We start from the raw sequence: 22933 nt of genomic DNA on the forward strand, positions 1-22933 counted from the left end.
AAGATTTCCTTCAGCTGCGTCGTTTTCGTCAACTTTGGAGTGTTTACAACAATGGCAAAAATCGTCGACATCAAAGGTCGTGAAGTTCTCGACTCCCGTGGCAACCCCACCGTCGAAGCCGACGTGCTTCTCGATAACGGCATCATCGGCAGCGCCTGCGCGCCGTCCGGTGCTTCCACAGGTTCGCGCGAAGCGCTGGAACTGCGTGATGGCGACAAGAGCCGTTATCTGGGCAAGGGTGTGCTCAAGGCGGTAGCCAACATCAACGGCCCGATCCGTGACCTGTTGCTGGGCAAGGACCCGCTGGACCAGAAAGCCCTGGACCACGCGATGATCAAGCTCGACGGCACCGAGAACAAAGGCAGCCTGGGCGCCAACGCCATCCTCGCCGTGTCCCTGGCCGCCGCCAAGGCCGCTGCCCAGGACCAGGACCTGCCGCTGTACGCGCACATCGCCAACTTGAACGGCACGCCGGGCGTGTACTCGATGCCGGTGCCGATGATGAACATCATCAACGGTGGCGAGCACGCCGATAACAACGTCGACATCCAGGAATTCATGGTGCAGCCGGTTGGCGCCAAGACCTTCTCCGAAGGCCTGCGCATGGGCACCGAGATTTTCCATCACCTCAAGGCTGTGCTGAAGGCCCGAGGCCTGAGCACTGCAGTGGGTGACGAAGGTGGTTTCGCGCCGAACCTGGCGTCCAACGAAGATGCACTCAAAGTGATCTCCGAAGCTGTGGCCAACGCCGGCTACACACTGGGCACCGACGTGACCCTGGCCCTGGACTGCGCTGCCAGCGAATTCTATGAAGATGGCAAGTACAACCTGTCCGGCGAAGGCCAGGTGTTCAATTCCGAAGGCTTTGCCGAATACCTGAAGGGCCTGACCCAGCGCTACCCGATCATTTCGATCGAAGACGGCCTGGATGAGTCCGACTGGGACGGCTGGAAGATTCTCACCGACAAGATCGGCGAAAAAATCCAGTTGGTGGGCGACGACCTGTTCGTGACCAACACCAAGATCCTGAAAGAAGGCATCGACAAGAAGATCGCCAACTCGATCCTGATCAAGTTCAACCAGATCGGCACCCTGACCGAAACCTTGGAAGCCATCCAGATGGCCAAGGCTGCGGGCTACACCGCCGTGATCTCGCACCGCTCCGGCGAAACCGAAGATTCGACCATTGCCGACCTGGCCGTGGGCACCTCGGCGGGCCAGATCAAGACCGGTTCCCTGTGCCGTTCCGACCGCGTGTCCAAGTACAACCAATTGCTGCGCATCGAAGAGCAATTGGCGGGTAAAGCCAAGTACAACGGTCGCAGCGAGTTTCGCGGCTGAGCAGTAAATGGTAAAAAGTCGGCCGATTGCGTCGGAAATCTCACGACAGTGGGCATTTCGGCGCTAATCTGCTGACTGACAAGCACAAGCCTGGTTTATCCAGGCTTCGTGCTATCAGTTGCTGCAAAAGGTTTGCATGACTGTCTTTTTTCACTGGATACCCGGATTTCGATGCGCAGTCCCAATTGGTTGTTCCTCGTCTTGCTCTTGTTGCTGGCTGGCCTGCAGTACCGCCTATGGGTCGGTAACGGCAGCTTTGCGCAGGTGGAAGAGCTGACCCAGCAAATTGCCGACCAGCACGCCGAAAACGAACGTCTGCTGGAGCGCAACCGCGTGCTTGATGCCGAAGTGCTTGAGCTGAAAAAAGGCACGGAGACCGTTGAAGAGCGGGCGCGTCATGAATTGGGCATGGTCAAGGAGGGCGAAACCCTCTACCAGTTGGCCCAATGAACACCGAGTTACCGGCCTTCTGGGCCGTGATTCCGGCCGCGGGTGTTGGTGCCCGTATGGCCGCCGACCGTCCCAAGCAGTATCTGCAACTGGGCGGGCGCACTATTCTTGAACACAGCCTTGGCAGTTTCCTTGATCACCCTGCGCTGCAAGGGCTGGTGGTCAGTCTTGCGGTTGATGATCCCTACTGGCCCAGCCTGGCATGTGCCGCCGACCCGCGTATTCATCGTGCGGATGGCGGATCGGAGCGCTCAGGTTCCGTGCTCAATGCGCTGCTTCAGCTCAATGCTCTGGGCGCCAGTGATGAAGATTGGGTGTTGGTGCACGACGCGGCGCGGCCCAATCTGAGCCGTGATGATCTCGACAAGCTATTGAGTGAACTGGCTGACGATCCCGTGGGTGGCCTGCTGGCCGTGCCGGCCCGTGACACCCTCAAGCGCGTCGACAAACACGGGCGTGTTGTCGAGACCGTTGATCGCAGCCTGATCTGGCAAGCCTTCACGCCCCAGATGTTCCGCCTGGGCGCCTTGCACCGCGCGTTGGCGGACAGCCTGGTGGCCGATGCGGTGATCACCGACGAAGCCTCGGCCATGGAATGGTCCGGCCAGGCACCACGCCTGATCGAAGGGCGCTCGGACAACATCAAGGTGACGCGGCCGGAAGACCTGGAGTGGCTGCGGTTGCGCTGGGCTAACCGCAGGTAGTCAGGCGCATCGCGTCGACTTCATCGCAGGAAAGCCAGCTCCCACATTTGATTGGGTTCACAGATCAAATGTGGGAGGGGGCTTGCCCCCGATGCGGCCTGGCCAGGCAACAAATAATCACCCGCTGTACTCGGGCCTTCCAGCCAACCCTTCCTTCAAAAAATCCACCAACTTCCTGACCTTCGGTGATAAATGCCGCTGCTGCGGATACAACGCCCACACCGCCGTATTCGGCGGCTGATGCGCCTCCAGCAGCGACACCAACGCGCCACTGTGCAAGTGCTCCAGCACGTAATAGTCCGGCAACTGGCACAGCCCCATGCCTTGCAGCGCGGCATCCAGCACCGCCTGCCCACTGTTGCAGCGCCAGTTGCCCTGCACCCGCTGGGAAAATTCGCGGCCGTCCTGGGCCAGTTGCCAGATGTCCGAACTGCCGATCAGGCAGTTGTGCCGACTCAATTCCGACAAACTGTGTGGCCGGCCATACCGGGCCAAGTAGGAAGGTGACGCACACAAATACATGCGTCGCGCCGCCAGGCGGCTGGCAACCATGCGTGAGTCTTGCAGGCGCCCGAGGCGAATTGCCAGGTCGAGCCCCTCGTGCACCAGGTCCAGCGGGCGGTTGCTCAGCTCGATATCGACACTCAACTGTGGATAGAGCGCCATGAACCCGGTTACCAGCGGCACGATAAAGCGTTCGCCATAGGCCACGGCGCAGGTCATGCGCAACATGCCCTTGGGTTCGCTGGTCAGGTCGCCCACCGCACGTAACGCTTCTTCGCGTCCGTCCTGCAAGCGCTGGCAATGGTGCAGGAAAGTCTGGCCTGCTTCGGTCAGCGTCACCTTGCGTGTACTGCGATACAACAGGCGGGTTTGCAGGCGTTCTTCCAGGCGTGCCACCTGACGGCTGATATGGGACGACGATACCCCCAGGCGCTCGGCCGCTGCCGTGAATTGGCTGCACTCGGCCACGGCGACAAATTCATCAATGCCTTCCCAGCGATTCTCCAGCATGACCATTGTCCCTATACAGCAATAATGTTTTGCTTTTACCTGGATTATTAATCAATGAGCCATGTTTTACACTGATCCAATCAACTTTTACTCCATGGAGAACCCCGGATGATCAAGTCCCGTGCCGCTGTAGCCTTCGAAGCCAAGAAACCCCTTGAGATTGTGGAAGTCGACGTCGCCATGCCCAAGGCGGGCGAAGTGCTGTTGCGCGTGGTCGCGTCCGGCGTGTGCCATACCGACGCCTACACGCTGTCGGGCGCAGACCCGGAAGGGATCTTCCCGTCGATCCTTGGTCATGAAGGCGGTGCCGTGGTCGAGGCCATTGGCGAAGGCGTGACCTCGGTGGCCGTCGGCGACCATGTGATCCCGCTGTACACCCCGGAATGCGGTCAATGCAAATTCTGCCTGTCCGGCAAGACCAACCTGTGCCAGGCCATCCGTTCCACCCAGGGCAAGGGCTTGATGCCTGACGGCACTACGCGTTTCTCCTACAAGGGCCAGCCGATTTTCCACTACATGGGTACCTCGACCTTCTCCGAGTACACCGTGCTGCCGGAAATCTCCGTCGCCAAGATTCCTAAAGAAGCGCCGCTGGAAAAGGTCTGCCTGCTGGGCTGTGGCGTAACCACTGGTATCGGCGCGGTGATCAACACCGCCAAGGTCAAGCCGGGTGACACCGTGGCCATCTTCGGTCTGGGCGGTATCGGTCTGTCGGCGGTGATTGGCGCGGTGAAAGCCAAGGCTGGCCGCATCATTGCCGTCGACATCAACCCGGCCAAGTTCGAAATCGCCAAGCAACTGGGCGCGACCGACTGCATCAACCCGAAAGACTATGACCGCCCGATCCAGGACGTGATTGTCGATTTGACCGATGGCGGCGTGGACTTTTCCTTCGAGTGCATCGGCAATGTCCAACTGATGCGTGCGGCCCTGGAGTGCTGCCATAAAGGCTGGGGCGAGTCGGTGATCATTGGCGTGGCCGGTGCCGGCCAGGAAATCGCCACCCGTCCGTTCCAACTGGTGACCGGTCGCGTCTGGCGCGGTTCGGCCTTCGGCGGCGTGCGCGGGCGCACGGAATTGCCAAGCTACGTGGAAATGGCCCAGACCGGCGAGATCCCGCTGGATACCTTCATCACCCACACCATGGGCCTGGAAGACATCAACAAAGCGTTTGACCTGATGCATGAAGGCAAAAGCATTCGTACCGTCATCCATTTCTGAGGTCGGCCATGAGTCTGGAAAACCTGTCCTGCCAGAAAAGCTTCGGCGGCTGGCATAAACGCTATAAGCATCATTCCGCTGTGCTTGATTGCGACATGACCTTCGCCGTCTACCTGCCGCCGCAGGCGGAGCAGGGCGGCAAGCTGCCGGTGCTGTATTGGCTGTCCGGGCTGACCTGCACCGACGAGAACTTCATGCAAAAGGCCGGTGCCCATCGCATGGCCGCCGAGCTGGGCTTGATCATCGTGGCGCCGGATACCAGCCCGCGTGGCCCCGGTGTGCCGGATGACCCGGATAACGCCTGGGACTTTGGCCTGGGCGCCGGGTTCTATCTGAACGCCACCCAGGAACCCTGGGCCAGGCATTATCGGATGCATGACTATGTGGTGCAGGAATTGCCGGAGTTGGTGGAGGCGCATTTCCCGGCGTCAGACAAGCGGGGCATCAGCGGCCACTCGATGGGCGGCCACGGTGCGTTGGTCTGCGCGCTGCGCAACCCTGGGCGTTACCAGAGCGTGTCGGCGTTTTCGCCGATCAACAATCCGATGGACTGCCCCTGGGGCCAGAAAGCCTTCTCCCGTTACCTGGGAGAAGAGCGCTCGAAGTGGCGCGAATGGGATGCCTGCGTGCTGATCAGCGAAGCGTCGGAACAGTTGCCGCTGCTGGTGGACCAGGGCGATCGCGACGATTTCCTCGCCGTGCAGCTCAAGCCCGAGGCCTTGCAGCAAGCGGCCAAGGCGGCCGGTCATCCGCTGGAACTGCGGCTGCAACCTGGCTACGACCACAGCTACTTCTTTATCGCCAGCTTCATCGATGACCATTTGCGCCATCATGGTCGTGCTTTGCTCGGTTAATGTGAGGCAAAAGTAGGTAGAATCACGCCCTGAATTAAATCGGGGCGTTTTTTTATGCGTATTGGCCACGGCTACGATGTGCACCGTTTCGCTGAAGGCGATTTCATCACCTTGGGCGGCGTGCGTATCGCGCACCACCATGGGCTGCTGGCTCATTCTGACGGCGACGTTGTCTTGCACGCCTTGAGCGATGCGTTGCTCGGCGCAGCGGCGTTGGGTGATATCGGCAAGCACTTTCCGGACACCGATCCAACCTTCAAGGGCGCCGACAGCCGTGTGTTGCTGCGCCATGTCGTCGGCTTGATCCACGCCAAAGGCTGGAAGGTCGGCAACGTCGATAACACCATCGTGGCCCAGGCGCCGAAAATGGCCCCGCATATCGAATCGATGCGCGCCCTGATCGCCGCAGACCTGCAAATAGAATTGGACCAAGTCAACGTGAAAGCCACCACCACCGAAAAGCTCGGGTTTACCGGTCGTGAAGAGGGCATCGCCGTGCACTCCGTCGCCTTGTTGCTGCGCGCATGAACGAACTTGAGTTGCTGGGCCCGCGTGCCTATGGCGAAGCGTTGGGCAGCGCGGTCCTGAAGGCCACTGCCGAAGATTTCCAGGTGGACGAAGTGCTCGACATCCCGCTGACCGGCGAAGGCGAGCACCTGTGGCTGTGGGTGGAGAAGCGCGGCCTGAATACCGAGGAAGCGGCGCGGCGTATCGCCAAGGCGGCTGGCGTGCCTTTGCGCACTGTCAGCTATGCCGGGCTCAAGGATCGCCAGGCATTGACCCGCCAGTGGTTCAGCGTGCAGTTGCCCGGCAAGGCCGACCCGGACATGCGTGCCGCCGAGAACGACACCCTCAGGATCCTGAAAACCGCGCGGCACAAGCGCAAGTTGCAGCGCGGTGCGCATGCGGCCAATGGCTTCACCTTGCGCCTGACCCAGTTGAACGGCGATACCGCCGCCATCGACGCGCGTCTGCAACAGATTGCCCAGCACGGTATTCCCAACTATTTCGGTGCCCAGCGTTTTGGCCATAATGGCGGTAATGTCGTCGATGCCCGTGACTGGGCGGCTCGCAAGGCCTTGCCGGAACAGCGCAATGTGCGTTCGCGGTTGCTGTCCACCGCCCGTAGCTTGCTGTTCAACAAAGTGTTGGCGGCGCGTGTCGCCGACGGCTCCTGGCAGCGCGCCCAAGTCGGCGACTTACTGGCCTTCACCGACAGCCGCAGCTTTTTCCCGGCCGGGGAGGCTGAATGCAGCGACCCGCGCCTGGCGATCCTCGACCTGCATCCCACCGGCCCGCAGTGGGGGGAGGGCGAGTCTCCGGCGAAAGGTCTTACCTATGAATTGGAACAATCTGTCGCCGCCGCAGAAGCTGACCTGCGTGATTGGCTGGTGAATGCGGGAATGAGCCAAGAACGTCGCATTCTGCGGCTGCCCATTGGCGGGTTGACGTGGCATTATCCCGGGCCTGACATTCTGCAATTGGAATTCGTCCTGCCGGCTGGATGCTTCGCCACTGTATTGGTGCGCGAACTCGTTGATCTAGTGCCGGTGGGGCCGACGGACAACCCATGCGTATTCTGATATCAAACGATGACGGTGCCACCGCACCCGGCCTCGCCGCGCTTCATGCTGCGCTGGCGGATTACGCCGAATGCGTGGTGGTGGCCCCCGACCAGGACAAGAGCGGCGCCAGCAGTTCGCTGACGCTCGACCGTCCGTTGCACCCCAAGGTGCTGGCCAATGGCTTTATCAGCGTGAACGGCACCCCCACCGACTGCGTGCACCTTGCGATCAACAGCTTGTTGGAGCACGCGCCGGACCTGGTGGTGTCGGGCATCAACCTGGGTGCGAACCTGGGCGATGATGTGCTGTATTCCGGCACCGTTGCGGCCGCCCTTGAAGGGCGCTTTCTCGGCGGTATCGGGTTCGCCTTTTCCTTCGCCTCACGGCAACTGGATAACCTGGCGACGGCGGCGTACTACGCGCGCAAGCTGGTGCAAGCGCACGCGTCCCTGGACCTGCCGCCGCGCACCGTGCTTAACGTCAATATCCCCAACCTGCCGCTTGACCATATTCGCGGTATCCAGCTGACGCGGCTGGGGCACCGTGCCCGTGCGGCGGCACCCTTGAAGGTGGTCGACCCGCGTGGCAAGGAAGGCTATTGGATCGCCGCGGCCGGCGATGCCGAGGATGGTGGCGAGGGCACGGACTTTCATGCGGTGATGCAAGGCTATGTATCGATTACCCCGTTGCAATTCGATCGCACCTTCAGTGATGCCTTCAGTGGACTTGATGGCTGGCTGGAGGGACTGCGCTGATGGCTCGTGAACAAGACGACTTGCTGCGCCGTGGCATCGGGATGACTTCCCAGCGCACGCGCGAGCGTTTGATCCAGCGTCTGTACGAAGAAGGCTTGTCCAATGCGCAGGTGCTGGAAGTGATCCGGCGCACGCCTCGGCACCTGTTTGTCGACGAAGCCCTGGCGCACCGCGCCTACGAAGACACGGCGTTGCCGATCGGCCACAACCAGACCATCTCCCAGCCCTATATGGTCGCCCGCATGAGCGAGCTGTTGCTGGCCGCCGGGCCGTTGGACAAGGTGCTGGAAATCGGCACCGGCTCCGGCTATCAGACCGCCGTGTTGTCTCAGTTGGTCGAACGGGTGTTCTCGGTCGAGCGCATCAAGGTGCTGCAGGACCGCGCCAAAGAGCGCCTGGTGGAGCTGAACCTGCGTAACGTAGTGTTTCGTTGGGGGGATGGCTGGGAAGGCTGGCCGGCATTGGCGCCCTATAACGGCATCATCGTCACTGCGGTGGCCACCGATGTGCCGCAAGCGCTGCTCGATCAACTGGCGCCCGGCGGCCGGCTGGTCATCCCGGTGGGCTCCGGCGAAGTGCAACAATTGATGCTCATTATTCGCGAGGACGATGGCTTTTCCCGGCATGTGCTCGGGGCTGTGCGCTTCGTGCCGCTGCTCAACGGCCCGCTGGCCTGATCATTTATTTCCAGGCAGTGAATTCCACAGGCGCGGATGTGTCTTACAGCGGGGTCTATAGATTCAACGGGGGAAGGCGCCGGAATTAAACATGATGAAGTTTCGTTTCAGTCGTGTGCCGGTAAAAAGCCAATGCCCAGTTATACTTGCGTCATCTTTCAAGCCTGATACAGGCGTTAACGTTCAGCCACCACAAAGGGAGCGGCGGGTGAGTCTCACAGGTCCTGCGCAGCGAATGAGTAAAACAAGCTTTCAGCGACTGGTGCTTGGCCTTGTCTTGAGTTCCTTACTGGCAGCCTGCTCGAGCACGCCATCCGGCGGTGCGCGGGTAGTTGACCGCACCAATGCGGCACCGCAGAAGCCGACGGTGACCACCGGCCAATACGTCGTGCGCAAGGGCGATACGCTGTTCTCGATTGCCTTCCGTTATGGTTGGGATTACAAGGCGCTCGCAGCTCGTAACAACATTCCCGTGCCTTATACGATTCATCCGGGGCAGACGATTCGCTTCGATGGCCGCGCCGGTTCGGCGCCCACGGCGGTTGTGACAAAGTCGGGATCTTCGGCTTCTTCTTCGAGCAAAACCACGGTTATCACCAGGCCTGCAGGGACCGCCGCACCTTCGGTGGCGAGCAAGCCGGCACCCGCGCCGTTGCCACCTGCAGGGCCCGCGCCGACCGGTTGGGGATGGCCTTCAAACGGCGTGTTAATTGGAAAATTCTCTTCAAACGGCAGTTTGAATAAAGGCATTGATATCGCCGGGGATTTGGGACAGCCTGTTTTGGCTGCGTCTGATGGGACAGTGGTGTACGCCGGGAGTGGTCTACGGGGCTACGGCGAACTGGTCATCATCAAACACAGCGATACCTACGTCAGTGCCTACGGTCATAACCGCAGGTTGTTGGTTCGGGAGGGGCAGCAGGTCAAGGTCGGACAGACAATTGCCGAAATGGGTTCAACGGGTACAGACCGGGTGAAACTGCACTTTGAGATTCGCCGCCAAGGGAAACCTGTAGACCCACTGCAATTCCTACCCCGTCGTTGATGTGTTGCCAGCCTGTTCCCTCACGTAGAAGGAACAGGCTCCAGCGTTGCCAAGGATAAAGGCGTCGCTTGAGCTTGAGGTCGAACTCACCAAAGGACTATAACAATGGCTCTCAGTAAAGAAGCGCCGGAGTTTGACATCGACGATGAGGTTCTCCTTATGGAGACCGGTATCGCTACGGAACCGATGTCAGATAATGAGGGGGCATCACCACCCTCAGTTCGCACCAAATCCAAAAACTCCTCCGCGTTAAAGCAACACAAGTACATTGATTACACGCGGGCGCTCGACGCGACCCAGTTGTACCTCAATGAAATCGGCTTTTCCCCTCTGCTCACCCCCGAAGAAGAAGTTCATTTTGCGCGTCTGTCGCAGAAGGGCGATCCGGCTGGGCGTAAACGCATGATTGAAAGCAACCTGCGCCTGGTGGTTAAAATCGCCCGCCGCTACGTCAATCGCGGATTGTCGCTGCTGGACTTGATCGAGGAAGGCAACCTGGGCTTGATCCGGGCGGTGGAGAAGTTCGACCCTGAGCGGGGCTTTCGCTTCTCGACTTATGCCACCTGGTGGATTCGCCAGACCATCGAACGGGCGATCATGAATCAGACCCGCACGATCCGGTTGCCGATCCATGTGGTCAAGGAGCTCAACGTGTACCTGCGGGCAGCGCGTGAGCTGACACAAAAACTCGATCATGAACCTTCGCCCGAAGAAATCGCCAACCTGCTGGAAAAACCGGTAGGGGAGGTCAAGCGCATGCTTGGCCTGAACGAGCGCGTGTCTTCGGTCGATGTCTCGCTGGGTCCGGATTCGGATAAAACCCTGCTGGACACCCTGACAGATGATCGCCCGACAGATCCGTGCGAGCTGTTGCAGGATGATGATCTGTCTCAAAGCATCGACCAGTGGTTGTCGGAACTCACCGATAAGCAGCGCGAGGTGGTGATTCGCCGCTTCGGCCTGCGCGGCCATGAGAGCAGTACCCTGGAGGACGTAGGCCTGGAGATCGGCCTGACCCGTGAGCGGGTTCGGCAGATTCAGGTAGAGGGGCTTAAGCGCTTGCGCGAGATCCTCGAGAAGAATGGCTTGTCGAGTGAGTCGCTGTTTCAATAAACAACGCTGCTTGAATGCCGGATGTGGGAGGGGGGATAAGCCCCCTCCCACATTTTTTATGCCGAACGTTTGCTGATCATTCCCACGCTCTGCGTGGGAATGCAGCACCAGGACGCTCTGCGTCCCATGGCGTGACGCAGAGCGTCACAAGAGTCATTTCCACGCAGAGCGTGGGAACGATCGGCATAAAAAAACCCCGCTTTTGAGGGCGGGGTTTTTTCGACTAAGTCAGTACAAGTTAGATAACTTGAACTTCTTCAGCTTGCATGCCTTTCTGACCGCGGGTAGCGATGAAAGAAACCTGTTGGCCTTCTTTCAGGCTTTTGAAGCCGTCGGATTGGATAGCTTTGAAGTGAACGAACAGGTCGTCACCGGATTGTGGAGTGATGAAGCCGAAGCCTTTTTCATCGTTGAACCACTTAACGGTACCAGTTTGGCGATTAGACATGGTGTAACTCCTTGAACAAAGTTAACTGCGACTCAGGAAAAGCCCTGGCCGAGACTGAGTGCAAAGAGCAGGAAAAATTCTTGGAGATGGTTGGATCGAAATTCAACATATCGTGTAGAGATTCTCAGTGACACAAGCAACACAGTGACGCCACCTTAACCCTTTTTCCGGAACGTGCCAATGGTATTTCCGAAGGTTTCTCTATTTTCGTGACTGGCGGTGGTATTTATTGTCCCCGAAAGTCGCGCCAGGAGCCCCGGCCCCGTTGGCTGCGGGTTATGGAAGCCGGTGCATTCGTCATTAAAAGCCCTGCGCCCTTTGAACCCCACCGTCGGCCCCGGTAAGATGCCCCACAGAATTTTTTCACCTCGCATTCAGGACATCGCCATGAGCATCAAATCGGACAAGTGGATTCGCCGCATGGCGCAGGAACACGGCATGATCGAACCGTTCGTCGAGCGCCAGATCCGTGGTGAAGGCGACGCGCGCGTGATTTCGTACGGAGTCTCCAGCTATGGCTACGATGTGCGTTGCGCCGATGAATTCAAGGTGTTCACCAATATCAACTCGGCGATCGTCGATCCGAAGAACTTCGACGAAAAAAGCTTCGTCGACGTCAAGAGCGATGTCTGCATCATCCCGCCAAACTCCTTCGCCCTGGCCCGCACCGTGGAGTTCTTCCGTATCCCGCGTGACGTATTGACCATCTGCCTGGGTAAAAGCACCTACGCCCGTTGCGGCATCATCGTCAACGTGACCCCGCTGGAACCCGAGTGGGAAGGCCATGTGACCCTGGAGTTCTCCAACACCACCACCTTGCCGGCGAAAATCTACGCCAACGAAGGCGTGGCGCAAATGCTGTTCCTGCAGTCCGACGAGGCGTGCGAAGTGTCCTATAAGGACCGTGCCGGCAAGTATCAGGGCCAGCGTGGCGTCACGCTCCCACGCGCTTGATCGAAAGCTCCTACGAGTAAAGGGAATTAGTCCGCGGAAATTGACTCTATCTAGGTGTACTGCTTCGGCGCGTGTAAAACGCGTCGAGCCACGCTTGAGGAGTGCCCTATGAAGATCAACCCGCGAATCAGCGCAGAACTTGCCCGGCTTGAACCCAACCAGATTGGTGTTCTGGCCTGGTCCTTGATGGCCGACCCTGCTTATGCGGGCGGCATTCCCGGCCAACCTGAACCGGACTATCCGCAGCCTACCGAACCGGGTGAGCCAACCCTGCCGGATGAGCCGCCTCCCGCACCTGTTGCCTGACCCAGCACGCACGCTTGTGCGTCACTGAACCGGCCAGACTTCATGATCGCCGATCACAAAGATTCGGCGCTCATCGTCCAGCGCCACTGCGTAACCGCCGGTAAAGGCGCCAAACGCCGGCAGCAGGCTGACGCGCGTGCCAATCTGGAAGCACGGCAGGCGCAGGCTCTGCCGGCCCTTGCCGCGCAAGCGGTACACCGGATGGACATGCCCCGCCAGCACATGATGGCTGGGGTGGGAGTCCGGTTCGTGCTGTAGCGCGAATGGCCCTATTAATAGCGGCTCCGTCACCACCTCAATGTGCAGGTCGGCAGGCGGGTCGCCAGCGCGTTGATCGTGGTTGCCGCGAATCAGCGTAATCGGTAACTCAGTGTGGCGCGCTCGCCAGGCCCTGAGCGCGCCCAGGGTGCCGCTGGCGTGGGAGCCTGGGCCGTGGAGGAAATCTCCGAGGAAGATCACCCGAGCGCAGGCATAGGCCGCCAGCAACCGATCCAGGCGCTGCAGGTTTTCGCTCGTAGTGCCCTGGGGCACGGGTTGCCCGAGGCTGCGGTATGCCGAGGCCTTGCCGAAGTGAGCATCGGCGATCAGCAGGTATTGGCGCGCCGGCCAATACACGGCCTTGTCCGCCAGCAGCCACAATTGCTCACCCTCAAGCGTTACCGAACACACCATCAAGCTTTGCCTCTGTCCGCGGCTTTTTCCAGGTCCTTGACCATCCGCGCAATGCGCTCCGAGAGTTTTTCCGAACTCAGGCTTTCGCGCATCCGCTCCACCAGCAGCGGAAAGGCCAGGGGGGTTGGCCGCTGGATCATATGCAGGTCCAGTTGCAGCGCCGACAGGCGAAGCAGTGTCTCTTCCAGGCGCTGAATGTCTAGTTCGTTGCGCAGGACTTCTTCCCCAGCCTGGGTCAACAGCAGGTTGTGCGGATCATATTGTTTGAACACTTCGAAGAACAGGCCACTGGAGGCCTGCACTTGGCGGGTGCTTTTCGGCGCGCCGGGGTAACCGGCGAACACCAGCCCGGCGATGCGTGCGATTTCGCGAAAGCGCCGCAACGCCAATTCACCGGCGTTGAGACTGGCTGCCACGTCCGTGAGCAAATCCTCTGGGCTGAGCAACGCCTCGTTCAACAACTCGGGCCAGTGCACCTCGGTGGCGCTCAGCAGCTCCAACCCATAATCATTGACCGCAATGGAAAAGGTCACGGGTTGCTGCCGGCTGACGCGCCACGCCAGCAGACTCGCCAGCCCCAGATGCACCTGACGCCCGGCGAAGGGGTAAAGAAACAGGTGCCAGCCTTCGCGCGACTTGAGAAACTCCGCCAGCAAGTGGTCACGGGTCGGCAGGCCGGACCAACGCAGTTGCGTCAGCAGCAATGGCTGCACCGCCTGCATCTCCGGGCCGTCGAAGCGCCCCTGTGCCGCCGCGTCGAAGCGCTCGATCACCGCCTGCGCCAGCTCATTGGAAAGCGGCATGCGCCCGCCATTCCAGCGCGGCACGGCGGCTTTTTTCGCGGTGCTGCGGCGCACGTAGGCGGTCATGTTTTCTACGCGCACCAACTCCAGCAGGCGTCCGGCGAACAGAAAACCGTCGCCCGGCTTGAGTCGCGCAATAAAACCTTCCTCGACACTGCCGAGGTTTTTGCCGCCACCGCCCTTGCTCCAGTACTTCAGGTGCATACTCGCATCGCTGACAATGGTGCCCACGCTCATGCGATGGCGGCGCGCCAGTCGCGCATCGGGAACGCGCCAGATGCCCTGTTCGTCGGGCTCTACGCGGCGGTAATCCGGATAAGCGGTAAGCGACAGTCCGCCATGGCGCACAAAGGCCAGGGCCCAGGTCCAATCGGCGTCGGTAAGATCGCGATAGGCCCAGGCCCCGCGGACCTCCGCCAGCAGCGCATCGGGAACAAACCCGCCGCCCAGGGCCATGCTGACCAGATGTTGCACCAGCACATCCAAGGGTTTGTGGGGCGATTCGCGGGCCTCGATGCGCCGCTGGGCAATCGCATCCTTTGCGGCGGCGGCTTCCACCAGCTCCAGGCTGTGGGTCGGCACCAGGGTCACCCGTGATGGCCGCCCCGGTGCATGCCCCGAGCGGCCGGCGCGTTGCATCAGGCGCGCCACACCTTTGGCCGAGCCTATCTGCAACACCCGCTCCACCGGCAGGAAATCTACGCCCAGGTCCAGGCTGGAGGTGCACACCACCGCCTTGAGTTGCCCGTCTTTGAGCGCACGTTCCACCCAGTCCCGGGTCTCGCGCGACAGCGAGCCGTGATGCAGCGCAATCAGGCCGGCCCACTCCGGCCTGGCCTCCAGCAGCGCCTGGTACCAGATTTCCGACTGCGCCCGGGTATTGGTGAACACCAGGCAACTGCTGCTGGCGTCTACTTCGGCCACCACTTGCGGCAGCATTTTCAAACCGATATGGCCGGCCCAGGGAAAGCGTTCGGCAATGGGCGGCAGCAGTGTGTCAACCAGCAACTGTTTGGGCGATTGCCCCTGCACATTGACGCCGCCACTCTGTGGGACCAATACATCCAGCGCGTGGGCCTGATTACCCAAGGTCGCGGAAATGCCCCAGACCAGCAAGTCGGGGTGCCAGCGTCGCAGCCGTGCCAACGCCAGTTGCAGTTGCACACCGCGCTTATTGCCGATCAGTTCATGCCATTCGTCCACCACCACCATGCGCAGATGCGCCAGGCTGACCTCACTGTCGGCGCGCGTAAGCATCAGTGTCAGGCTTTCCGGGGTGGTGATCAGTGCAGTGGGCTGGCGGCGGGTCTGGCGGGCGCGTTCGCCGCTGCTGGTGTCGCCCGTGCGCAGGCCAACGCTCCAGGGGATCTGCAAGGCCGCCAGCGGCGCCTCAAGCGCGCGTGCGGTGTCGGCGGCCAAGGCGCGCATCGGTGTGATCCACAATACGGTCAGTGGTTCGGCCGGCGCCTTGCGCTTGCCGGTAGCGGGCGGGCGCGTGATGGCGAAACGATTGAGGGCAGCGAACCACAGCGCGTAGGTTTTACCCGCGCCGGTACTGGCATGCAGCAAGCCGGATTGACCGTCCTTGACGGCCTTCCACACTTCTTTCTGGAATGCGAACGCACGCCAGCCACGGGTGGCAAACCATTGTTTTGCAAAGTCGACGGGTTTTGCCATGCGGCAGCTGACGCTCTGGAGGCTCTATTGCACAGACCCTCCAGGCGTCACAAAGGTTTACTTCAAGTTGCCGCTCAAAAACTGCTGCAGGCGCTCGCTCTTCGGATTGCCCAGCACATCCGCCGGCGCACCTTGCTCTTCCACCCGGCCTTGATGCAGGAACAGCACCTGGCTGGAAACCTTGCGCGCAAAGCTCATTTCGTGGGTCACCATGATCATGGTGCGGCCTTCTTCGGCCAGGCCCTGGATCACCTTCAACACTTCACCGACCAACTCCGGGTCCAGTGCCGAGGTGGGTTCGTCGAACAGCATCACCTCGGGCTCCATCGCCAACGCGCGGGCAATCGCTACCCGTTGCTGCTGGCCGCCGGACAGGAACGCCGGGTATTGATCGGCCACCCGCGCGGGCAGGCCGACTTTGTCCAGGTAGCGCCGGGCGCGGTCTTCGGCGTCTTTCTTGCTGCACCCCAGCACCCGGCGCGGGGCCATGGTGATGTTTTCCAGCACGCTCATGTGGCTCCACAGGTTGAAGTGCTGAAAGACCATCGCCAGTCGCGTGCGCAAGCGCTGCAACTCGGCATCGTCGGCCACGCGCATGCCGTGGCGGTCGCTGACCATGCGGATGGTTTGTCCGTCCAGGGTCATGGCGCCGTCGTTGGGCGTTTCCAGGAAGTTGATGCAGCGCAGGAAGGTGCTCTTGCCCGAGCCGCTGGCGCCGATCAGGCTGATCACGTCACCGGTCCTGGCCTTGAGCGAGACACCTTTGAGCACCTCATTGTCGCCATAGCTTTTATGCAGGCCTTCAACGGTCAATTTGTACATGGGGCGTGCATCCTCAAGGCGAAAGTAAGTAGCCGCTACGGTAGGCCTCAGCGCCGGCGACATGGCTGATCACCATCCCGGCAGTGGCCATGCGGCGTAGCGAACGGGCGTAAAGCAGGCCGGCATGCTGGCAATGCACAGGCGTTACGCGGTCAGTGATGGGGTCGATGATTTCGGCGACCCGTTGCCCTGCTTCCAGGTATTCCCCCGGCAAGGCGCTGAACACCAGCAAGCCGCCCACGGGTGTGGTCACCGGCTCCACACCCGCCAGTGGCGTGGCCGGGTAGGGCAGCGCGGGCAGTGGTGCCGCGTCGCCTTCAATCGCACCGAAGTGGATCAGGTAATCGATGATCGCCTGGCAGTCCAAGGCCGCGAGGCCGTGGTTGACGTCGCCTTGGCCGCGCAACTCGACGGTCACGGAAAAGCTGCCCAGGGGGATCGGGAAGCGCGCGCCGAAGCGTTGTCGCAACTGCCACCACACCAGGGTGAAACATTCATCAAAGGACTGCCCGCCGGAGTCGGTGGCCAGCAGGTTGGCCTCCGAACCCAGGTACCGCGCCAACGGCTCCACCTGTGGCCAGGCCTCAGGCGTGGTGTAGAGGTGCGCCACGGCTTCGAAATCGCAATGCAGGTCCAGCACCATGTCGGCATCGCACGCCAGGCGTTGCAGCACCAGGCGCTGGGATTGCAATTGCGTCGACGCGGTTTGCCTGGCGAGGGCGTCGGATAACGCGGTGCGGATCAACCGGGCATTTTGCTGGGGGTCATCACTCAGCGAGTCTTCAACCTGATCACCGACCGCGTCGCTGAGGTCGACGAACAGGCGATTGAAATTCTGCCCGCTTTCCAGCTCGTAACGGCCCAGGGGGATGTCCATCAGTACCTGTTCCAGCCCCACCGGATTGGCGACCGGCACCAGGACGATTTCGCTGCGCAAGCGCCCGGCGGTGGCCAATTGGGCCAGGCGCGCCTTCAGGTGCCAGGCCACCAGCATGCCCGGCAGTTCGTCGGCATGCAGTGACGCTTGGATGTAAATCTTGCGGTCGGCCTGTTCCGGGCCGAAATGGAAACTGTGAATCTGCCGCGCCGTGCCAGGCACCGGCGCAATCAGGTCATGTTGCTGATGACGCATGAAAGCTCCTTAATGGCTCGGCCCGAGGAAGGCCAGCCAGCGGCGTTCGGCCAATCGGAACAGGCCGACCAGGGCGAAGGTCACGGCCAGGTAGATCAGGGCGGCGATGCCGAACGATTGAAAGGTCATGAAGGTGGCCGAGTTGGCGTCCCTGGCGACTTTGAGGATGTCCGGGATGGTGGCGGTGAACGCCACGGTGGTCGAATGCAGCATCAGGATCACCTCGTTGCTGTAGTAAGGCAACGAACGGCGCAGCGCCGACGGCATGATCACATAGGCATACAATTTCCAACCGCTCAGCCCGTAGGCCTTGGCCGCTTCGACTTCGCCGTGGGCCATGCTGCGGATCGCCCCGGCGAAAATTTCCGTGGTGTAGGCGCAGGTGTTGAGGGCGAAGGCCAGGATCGTGCAGTTCATCGCATCGCGAAAGAACGCATCGAGCACCGGTTGCGCGCGCACGGCGGCGATGCTGTAGATGCCGGTGTAGCAAATCAGCAACTGGATATACAGCGGCGTGCCGCGAAACAGGTAGGTGTAGAACTGCACCGGCCAGCGCACCAGGCGCCTGCGCGAGACACGGGCGATAGACAGTGGAATCGACACCACAAACCCGATCACCAGTGCCGCGCTGAGCAGCCACATAGTCATGGCCAGGCCGGTGATGTGCTGGCCGTCGCTATAAAGGAAGGGGCGCCAGTATTCCTGCAAAAGCTCGATCATCGCACGGCCTCCCGTGAGCCTGCGGCGTAGCGACGTTCAAGACGACGCAGGACGAAGTTGGACGCGCTGGTGATCAACAGGTAGATCAGCGCGGCGAGTACCAGGAAGTAGAACAGTTGGTAGGTGCTTTTGCCGGCATCCTGGGCGGCTTTCACCAGGTCGGCCAGGCCGATGATCGACACCAGGGCGGTGGCCTTGAGCATCACCATCCAGTTATTGCCGATGCCCGGCAGGGCAAAGCGCATCATCTGCGGGAAGGTCACGTAGCGAAACCGTTGCCCGCGCTTGAGCCCGTAGGCGGTGGCGGCTTCCAGCTGGCCGCGGGGCACGGCGAGAATCGCGCCCCGAAAAGTCTCGGTGAAATAGGCACCGTAGATAAAGCCCAGGGTGATGACCCCGGCGCTGAATGGGTCGATCTCGATGTACTCCCATTCCATAACGTCGGTCAGGCCGGTCAGCCAGGTTTGCAGGCTGTAGAAAATCAGCAGCATCAACACCAGGTCGGGTACGCCGCGAATCAAGGTGGTGTAGAGCTGGGCGGGGATACGCAGGAACGGCAGGCTGGAGAGTTTCGCGCTGGCGCCGAGCAGGCCCAGCAACACGCTGACGGCCAGGGACAGCACCGACAATTTAAGGGTCATCCAGGTGCCTTGCAGCAACAGCGGGCCGAAACCCTTCAAGCTGAACGCGCTCAGCCCGAGGGTTTGCAACAGATCTTCGAACATAAATCAGGACCTATGGCGATAAAAAAGCGCCCCTTCAAAAAAGGGGCGCCCCAGGCATTATTTGCCGCTGTACAGGTTCAAATCGCCAAAGTGTTTCTTCTGAATAGTGGCGTAGGTGCCATCATCGTGTAACGCTTTGATACCTTTATCCAAAAGAGCCTTGAGCTCAGTGTTACCTTTTTTGATACCGATCGCGGTTTTCGACGGCAGCAGCGGGTCATCGATTGCTGCGCTGACTTCGTATCCAGCACCGGCTGGGGACTTCAGAAAACCCAGTTCAGCCTGCAGCATATCCTGCACGGAGGCATCGAGACGGCCGGACGTCAGGTCCGCATACACCTGATCCTGGTTGGCGTAGGCCTTGGTGGTTACGCCGGCCTTGTCCAGCACAGCCTTGGCGTAGGCTTCCTGGATAGTGCCCTGCTCGTAGCCCACGGTTTTGCCCTTGAGCGACTCCGGCGTCGAGTACCCGGCGCCTTTCTTGAACACCAGCGAGGTTGGCCCCGAGAACAGCTCGTTGGAGAAGTCGATCGCCTTCTCGCGCACCGGGGTCACGGTCATGGACGAAATCACACCGTCGAACTTGTTGGCTTTCAGGCCCGGAATCATGCCGTCGAAATCGCTTTCAACCCATTTGCACTTGACCTTCAGCTCTGCACAGATGGCATTGCCCAGGTCGATGTCGAAGCCCACCAGGCTGCCGTCGGCGGCTTTGGATTCGAATGGCGCGTAGGAGGGATCGACACCGAAACGCAATTCCTTGTATTCCTTGGCGGTTGCAACACCTGCAGCCATGCACAGAGCCAGTGCAGAAAGGGTCAGCAATGCTTTTTTCATTATGTATTCCCTGGAAACCAAGATAAGCGCTTGTGGCGCATTTAGGACTGTTACTGAACGGTGTCAGACGGATCCCAAGTAGCAATTTCTGCACCATAGTTCCGAATGATCGTTTTAAAAGGTGGGATGAGGGATTTCTGAGCGTAGGAAATGCCCATTAGTGGGCACTGATAGAGTAGTGCACCATTTAGGATCGAACGGAAATTCAAATGTGGGAGGGGGCTTGCTCCCGATGGCAGTGGATCAGACACAAATGCTGTGACTGACACGCCGCCATCGGAAGCAAGCCCCCTCCCACATTTGAACTATGTCAGGCCAGTAAGTCCTGCAGCGTGGCGAGATTGTCGGCTTCCTCCACCGGTTTGTCCTGGCGCCAACGCAACATCCGTGGGAACCGCACCGCAATCCCGCTTTTATGCCGCTTGGACAGGGCGATGCCTTCGAAACCCAACTCAAACACCATGCTCGGCGTAACGCTGCTGACCGGGCCGAATTTTTCCACCGTGGTTTTGCGCACGATCGCGTCGACCTTGCGCATTTCTTCGTCAGTCAGCCCGGAATACGCCTTGGCGAACGGCACCAGGGTGCGCTCGCTGCCCGGCGGGCCGTCCCACACCGCGAAGGTGTAATCGCTGTACAGGCTGGCGCGCCGACCATGGCCGCGCTGAGCGTAGATCAACACCGCGTCGACGCTGAACGGGTCGACCTTCCACTTCCACCACAGGCCCATATCCTTGGTGCGGCCCACGCCGTAGAGGCCTTTGCGGTCCTTGAGCATCATGCCTTCCACACCCAGGCTGCGGGAGGCTTCGCGCTGCTCGGCCAACGCTTGCCAGGTTGGCCCCTCGAGCAGCGGCGAGGGCAATAACACCGGTTGGTTACACGCTGCGATCACGCTTTCGAGTTGTGCACGCCGTTCAGCCAGGGTGTGGTTGCGCCAGTCGTCGCCCTGATGCTCCAGCAGGTCGTAGGCCAGCACCGCCACCGGAGCATCTTCCAGCACCTTTTTACTCAGGGTTTTGCGCCCGATTCGCTGTTGCAATAGGGCGAAGGGTTGTACCGCGTCCTTCCAGACCACGATCTCACCGTCGATCACCGTGCCATCCGGCAAGCCACTGACCAGGCTGTGCAGCTCGGGGAAGCGCTCGGTCACCAGTTCTTCACCGCGCGACCACACCCACAGGCGCCCCTCACGCTTGACCAGTTGCGCGCGAATGCCATCAAACTTCCATTCCACCTGCCAGTCGGCGGGGGAGCCGAGCAGGGCATCGAACTGCTCCACTGGTTGCGCCAAGCCATGGGCGAGAAAAAACGGATAGGGCTGACCGCCACGTTGCGCATGTTCGTCGGATGATTCGGCGGCGATCAACTTGAGGTAGCCCGCAGCCGTAGGGCGATTGGACAGGTCGGTGTAGCCCACCAGCCGTTGCGCCACGCGCTTGCTGTCGAGCCCGGCCATGGCGGCAAGCGCGCGGGTCACCAGCAGCTTGGACACGCCCACGCGAAAGCTGCCGGTGATCAACTTGATGCACACCATCAGGCTCGGTTGATCCAGCTGCGCCCACAGCGCAGGCAGGCGTTCGGCCAGTTCAGCAGGCGCAAGGCCGCGCAGCGGCAGCAGTTTTTCTTCCAGCCACACCGCCAGGCCGTCTTCGGAGGTGTAGGTCGATTCGGGTAGCAGCAGGGAAATCGTCTCGGCCAGGTCGCCGACGGACTGGTAACTCTCTTCGAACAACCACGGCTCGATGCTCGCCGCTTGGGTCGCCATATCCCTCAGCAGACGGGTCGGTACCAGTTGCCGCGGCCGCCCGCCGGAGAGGAAGTACACCGCCCATGCCGCATCCTGCGGCGGTGCCTGCTGAAAATAGTCTTGCAGCGCCGCGAGCTTGGCGTTGCTGGAGGTCGTCGCGTCGAGGTTGGCGTACAGCTCGGCGAAGGCTTTCATGGGCTGGCCTCCTCTTCGTCATCGCCATATTCGGTGCTGAAACCCTGGGCATCCAGGCCTTTTTCGCGCAGATGGCGCACCAGTACGCCGACCGAACCGTGGGTGACCATCACCCGTTCGGCGCCGGTCTGTTCGATGGCCCACAACAGTCCGGGCCAATCGGCGTGGTCCGACAGCACAAAGCCACGGTCCACCCCGCGCCGCCGCCGGGTGCCGCGCAGGCGCATCCAGCCGCTGGCGAACGCGTCGCTGTAATCGCCAAAGCGGCGTATCCAGGTGCTGCCGCTGGTGGAGGGCGGGGCGATGATCAAGGCCTGGCGCAGCAGCGGGTCGTTTTTTTTGAAGTCGCCGGCATATAGCGTTTCCGGAATGTACACCCCGGCTTCGCGGTACACCCGGTTCAGCGGCTCGACGGCGCCATGGCTGAGGATCGGGCCGATGCTGGCATCGATCCCATGCAGAATGCGCTGGGCCTTGCCGAAGGAGTAGCAGAACAGCACGCTGGCTTTGCCGGCAGCGATATTGGCCTGCCACCAGTCGTTAATGCCGGCAAAAATCTGCGCCTGCGGCTGCCAGCGGTAGATCGGCAGGCCAAAGGTAGATTCGGTAATGAAGGTGTGGCAGCGCACCGGTTCGAACGGCGCGCACGTGCCATCGGGTTCGACCTTGTAGTCGCCGGACGCGACCCAGACTTCGCCCTGGTATTCCAGGCGCACCTGGGCCGAGCCCAACACATGCCCGGCCGGATGAAAACTCAAGGTCACACCGTGGTGCACCAACTGTTCGCCGTAGGCCAGGGTTTGCAGGTTGATGTCCTGGCCCAGGCGCGAACGCAGGATGCCTTCGCCGGGGGCGGCGGCCAGGTAATGTTGATTGCCGGTGCGGGCGTGGTCGCCGTGGGCATGGGTGATGACGGAGCGTTCCACCGGGCGCCAGGGGTCGATGTAGAAATCCCCGGCGGGACAATAGAGGCCTTCGGGTCGGGCAATGACAAGGTCCATGGGGTGACCGAGGAGGTGGGCTTATCATTTAGGAGGATATGACGGTGGGAGAAGTTCTATCTGAATGCATGGGGCCCAAATGTGGGGGCTTGCTCCCGATAGCGGTGTGACAGGCGACACATTCATTGACTGAACTACTGCTATCAAGGATC

Annotated in this window: 24 protein-coding genes; 13 read left to right on the forward strand and 11 right to left on the reverse strand. The window is 60.8% G+C overall.

The window, feature by feature from the left end; genetic code table 11:
• The first annotated feature begins 51 nt into the window (after positions 1 to 51).
• The 3 genes from eno to ispD all read left to right on the forward strand — a co-directional run bounded on the left by eno (position 52) and on the right by ispD (position 2495).
• Complete coding sequence (gene eno / locus C4J86_RS06840) at positions 52 to 1341, forward strand: phosphopyruvate hydratase (protein WP_017844757.1); 1290 nt, start codon at positions 52 to 54, stop codon at positions 1339 to 1341.
• Positions 1342 to 1512: 171 nt separating this feature from the next.
• Entirely contained in the window at positions 1513 to 1791 is a 279-nt protein-coding gene (gene ftsB / locus C4J86_RS06845) for a cell division protein FtsB (RefSeq protein ID WP_057723188.1), read from the forward strand.
• Complete coding sequence (ispD, locus tag C4J86_RS06850) at positions 1788 to 2495, forward strand: 2-C-methyl-D-erythritol 4-phosphate cytidylyltransferase (RefSeq protein ID WP_124369887.1); 708 nt, start codon at positions 1788 to 1790, stop codon at positions 2493 to 2495. The genes ftsB and ispD overlap by 4 nt, the downstream gene beginning before the upstream one ends.
• A 117-nt stretch (positions 2496 to 2612) precedes the next feature.
• Here ispD and C4J86_RS06855 read toward each other — a convergent pair whose 3' ends face one another.
• Positions 2613 to 3509 carry a LysR substrate-binding domain-containing protein gene (locus C4J86_RS06855; protein ID WP_124369888.1) on the reverse strand — a complete coding sequence of 299 codons (897 nt, stop codon included), beginning with the start codon at positions 3507 to 3509 and terminating at the stop codon, positions 2613 to 2615.
• Between the two features lie 108 nt (positions 3510 to 3617).
• Between C4J86_RS06855 and C4J86_RS06860 the strand changes: the two genes are divergently transcribed.
• From C4J86_RS06860 to rpoS, 8 genes are all read left to right on the forward strand, one after another.
• A complete protein-coding gene (locus C4J86_RS06860; RefSeq protein ID WP_124369889.1) occupies positions 3618 to 4730 on the forward strand; it encodes an S-(hydroxymethyl)glutathione dehydrogenase/class III alcohol dehydrogenase in 1113 nt (370 codons plus the stop codon).
• A gap of 8 nt (positions 4731 to 4738) precedes the next feature.
• Entirely contained in the window at positions 4739 to 5584 is an 846-nt protein-coding gene (gene fghA, locus C4J86_RS06865) for an S-formylglutathione hydrolase (protein ID WP_124369890.1), read from the forward strand.
• A 54-nt stretch (positions 5585 to 5638) separates the two neighbouring features.
• The gene (ispF, locus tag C4J86_RS06870; RefSeq protein ID WP_012722614.1) at positions 5639 to 6112 is read left to right on the forward strand and encodes a 2-C-methyl-D-erythritol 2,4-cyclodiphosphate synthase; all 474 of its coding nucleotides are present in this window, start codon (positions 5639 to 5641) and stop codon (positions 6110 to 6112) included.
• Entirely contained in the window at positions 6109 to 7167 is a 1059-nt protein-coding gene (truD, locus tag C4J86_RS06875) for a tRNA pseudouridine(13) synthase TruD (RefSeq protein ID WP_124369891.1), read from the forward strand. The genes ispF and truD overlap by 4 nt, the downstream gene beginning before the upstream one ends.
• The gene (surE, locus tag C4J86_RS06880; protein WP_124369892.1) at positions 7155 to 7904 is read left to right on the forward strand and encodes a 5'/3'-nucleotidase SurE; all 750 of its coding nucleotides are present in this window, start codon (positions 7155 to 7157) and stop codon (positions 7902 to 7904) included. The genes truD and surE overlap by 13 nt, the downstream gene beginning before the upstream one ends.
• A 41-nt stretch (positions 7905 to 7945) precedes the next feature.
• A complete protein-coding gene (locus tag C4J86_RS06885; RefSeq protein WP_170827533.1) occupies positions 7946 to 8581 on the forward strand; it encodes a protein-L-isoaspartate(D-aspartate) O-methyltransferase in 636 nt (211 codons plus the stop codon).
• A gap of 208 nt (positions 8582 to 8789) precedes the next feature.
• Positions 8790 to 9626 (forward strand): peptidoglycan DD-metalloendopeptidase family protein, encoded by an 837-nt coding sequence (locus tag C4J86_RS06890; protein ID WP_124361627.1) that lies wholly within the window; start codon positions 8790 to 8792, stop codon positions 9624 to 9626.
• A 105-nt stretch (positions 9627 to 9731) separates the two neighbouring features.
• A complete protein-coding gene (gene rpoS, locus C4J86_RS06895) occupies positions 9732 to 10739 on the forward strand; it encodes an RNA polymerase sigma factor RpoS (RefSeq protein WP_124361628.1) in 1008 nt (335 codons plus the stop codon).
• A gap of 238 nt (positions 10740 to 10977) precedes the next feature.
• Here rpoS and C4J86_RS06900 read toward each other — a convergent pair whose 3' ends face one another.
• The gene (locus C4J86_RS06900) at positions 10978 to 11187 is read right to left on the reverse strand and encodes a cold-shock protein (protein WP_002554837.1); all 210 of its coding nucleotides are present in this window, start codon (positions 11185 to 11187) and stop codon (positions 10978 to 10980) included.
• A 387-nt stretch (positions 11188 to 11574) separates the two neighbouring features.
• On the opposite strand from C4J86_RS06900, the gene dcd reads away from it, so the two are divergent.
• Positions 11575 to 12141, forward strand: coding sequence for a dCTP deaminase (dcd, locus tag C4J86_RS06905; protein WP_048719838.1), 567 nt, complete (start codon positions 11575 to 11577; stop codon positions 12139 to 12141).
• A gap of 108 nt (positions 12142 to 12249) precedes the next feature.
• Complete coding sequence (locus C4J86_RS06910) at positions 12250 to 12447, forward strand: hypothetical protein (protein WP_065886112.1); 198 nt, start codon at positions 12250 to 12252, stop codon at positions 12445 to 12447.
• A 21-nt stretch (positions 12448 to 12468) separates the two neighbouring features.
• Here the strand turns inward: C4J86_RS06910 and pdeM are convergent, their stop codons facing one another.
• From pdeM to C4J86_RS06955, 9 genes are all read right to left on the reverse strand, one after another.
• Positions 12469 to 13119, reverse strand: coding sequence for a ligase-associated DNA damage response endonuclease PdeM (gene pdeM, locus C4J86_RS06915; RefSeq protein ID WP_124369893.1), 651 nt, complete (start codon positions 13117 to 13119; stop codon positions 12469 to 12471).
• On the reverse strand, positions 13119 to 15599 hold the full coding sequence (locus tag C4J86_RS06920; protein ID WP_124369894.1) for a ligase-associated DNA damage response DEXH box helicase: 2481 nt from the start codon (positions 15597 to 15599) through the stop codon (positions 13119 to 13121). The genes pdeM and C4J86_RS06920 overlap by 1 nt, the downstream gene beginning before the upstream one ends.
• A gap of 57 nt (positions 15600 to 15656) precedes the next feature.
• On the reverse strand, positions 15657 to 16421 hold the full coding sequence (locus C4J86_RS06925; protein WP_065951958.1) for an ABC transporter ATP-binding protein: 765 nt from the start codon (positions 16419 to 16421) through the stop codon (positions 15657 to 15659).
• A 13-nt stretch (positions 16422 to 16434) separates the two neighbouring features.
• Positions 16435 to 17553, reverse strand: coding sequence for a succinylglutamate desuccinylase/aspartoacylase family protein (locus C4J86_RS06930; RefSeq protein ID WP_124369895.1), 1119 nt, complete (start codon positions 17551 to 17553; stop codon positions 16435 to 16437).
• Positions 17554 to 17562: 9 nt separating this feature from the next.
• Positions 17563 to 18273 (reverse strand): ABC transporter permease, encoded by a 711-nt coding sequence (locus C4J86_RS06935; protein ID WP_124361632.1) that lies wholly within the window; start codon positions 18271 to 18273, stop codon positions 17563 to 17565.
• A complete protein-coding gene (locus C4J86_RS06940) occupies positions 18270 to 18998 on the reverse strand; it encodes an ABC transporter permease (protein WP_124369896.1) in 729 nt (242 codons plus the stop codon). Before C4J86_RS06940 ends, C4J86_RS06935 begins: the two co-directional genes overlap by 4 nt.
• Positions 18999 to 19055: 57 nt before the next feature.
• Entirely contained in the window at positions 19056 to 19835 is a 780-nt protein-coding gene (locus tag C4J86_RS06945) for a transporter substrate-binding domain-containing protein (protein ID WP_122683522.1), read from the reverse strand.
• Between the two features lie 310 nt (positions 19836 to 20145).
• Positions 20146 to 21780 carry an ATP-dependent DNA ligase gene (locus C4J86_RS06950; protein ID WP_124369897.1) on the reverse strand — a complete coding sequence of 545 codons (1635 nt, stop codon included), beginning with the start codon at positions 21778 to 21780 and terminating at the stop codon, positions 20146 to 20148.
• The gene (locus C4J86_RS06955; protein ID WP_124369898.1) at positions 21777 to 22781 is read right to left on the reverse strand and encodes a ligase-associated DNA damage response exonuclease; all 1005 of its coding nucleotides are present in this window, start codon (positions 22779 to 22781) and stop codon (positions 21777 to 21779) included. Before C4J86_RS06955 ends, C4J86_RS06950 begins: the two co-directional genes overlap by 4 nt.
• Between the last annotated feature and the right edge of the window lie 152 nt (positions 22782 to 22933).

The sequence above is a fragment of the Pseudomonas sp. R2-7-07 genome (assembly GCF_003852355.1).
In the GTDB taxonomy this organism is placed as follows: domain Bacteria; phylum Pseudomonadota; class Gammaproteobacteria; order Pseudomonadales; family Pseudomonadaceae; genus Aquipseudomonas.